Source organism: Lentzea tibetensis (genome assembly GCF_007845675.1).
GTDB lineage: Bacteria > Actinomycetota > Actinomycetes > Mycobacteriales > Pseudonocardiaceae > Lentzea > Lentzea tibetensis.
The window spans coordinates 1-1305 of record NZ_VOBR01000096.1; the positions used below are offsets into that span (position 1 = coordinate 1).

The 1305-nt window shown below is 67.2% G+C and carries 2 protein-coding genes; both read left to right on the forward strand.

Features of this window, described 5'->3' with window-relative positions; genetic code table 11:
* Positions 1–237, forward strand: a 237-nt coding sequence (locus FKR81_RS43070; protein ID WP_235922248.1) for a type VII secretion target, incomplete at its 5' end; no start/stop codon positions are given.
* Positions 237–1305: PPE domain-containing protein (locus FKR81_RS43075; protein ID WP_456319434.1), on the forward strand; the 1069-nt coding region annotated here is incomplete at its 3' end. The genes FKR81_RS43070 and FKR81_RS43075, both read left to right, overlap by 1 nt.

A 1305-nucleotide genomic window follows, 5' to 3' on the forward strand; every position in this document is an offset into this window, starting at 1 on the left:
GGTCGTCTGCAGACGGCGGTGGATGCGGCTCGTTCGGTGTCGATGCCGACGGATGCGTACGGGATCATCTGCCAGCCGTTCCGGATGATGCTGGACCCGGTGGAGCAGTGGGGTCTGGACGCTCTGTCGGGTGTCGCGTCGTCGATGGAGGCCACCGCTAAGGGTGTGCAGGAGACCGCCGCGCACTACCGCGAGGTCGAAGAGACGATCCGGGCGTCGTTCGGTGGTGGTGTGTGATGTCGAATCCTCTTGTGGTGCAGCCGGATGCGGCGCCGTCGGGGTTCGTGAACGCCGGTACGGGTGACAACGGGTGGATGACGGGGATCTCGATCGCCGAGTCGGCGATGGACGCGTTCAACGGGATCAAGGACGGCAACTGGGTCGAGGCCGGCCTGGGCATGGTCGGGTTGGTGGCGGACGCGGCGTCGATGGCGATCGACCCGTTCGGCACCCTGCTGTCCTCGGCGGCGTCGTTCCTGATGGAACACATGCAGCCGTTGAAGGAGGCGCTGGATTGGCTGGCGGGGAACCCGCCGGTGATCGAGTCGTATTCGGCGACCTGGCAGAAGGTGTCGGCCGAGTTGGGGAAGGTCGCGGAGGACTACAAGTCCGCGGTCGGCTCGGGCACGGCGCAGTGGCAGGGCCAGGCCGCGGACGCCTACCGTGCCGCGGCGGGCGCTCAGGGCGACGCGTTGGCGGGGGCGGCGTCGACGGCGGGCTCGGTGGGGACCGTGGTCGGGATCATGGGCATGGTCGTCGGGTTCGTGCGTGAGATGGTGCGGGATCTGATCGCGGATCTGGTGGCGAAGCTGATCACGTGGGTGCTGGAGGCGGTGTTCACCCTCGGGTTCGGTACTCCGGTGATCGTGGCGCAGGCGGTGACGGCGATCAGCAAGTGGGCGTCGAAGATCGCTGAGCTGATCCAGAAGCTGACCTCGACGATCAAGAAGGTGTCCCCGATGCTGGGGCGTCTGGTGGAGATCTTCACCTCCATCATGAAGGTGGTCGGCAAGCTGGTCGGGAAGGTGACCGGCCTGGACGTGATCTCGACCAAGTCCATCAAGCCGGGCGGGTTGTTCCACTCCACCAAAGCCCCCGACCTGTCGCCCAACGCCGGCTCCACCCACACCAGCGGCTCACCTTCGACCTCCACCCCGGACGCACCGTCGTCCCCCAACTCACCCTCGACGTCCTCACCGGACGGACCAGGCTCCACCACACCCAGCACACCTGGGTCACCCAGCACACCTGGCTCGCCGGGATCACCCAGCACGCCAGGTTCGCCCAGCTCGCCTGGGTCACCGA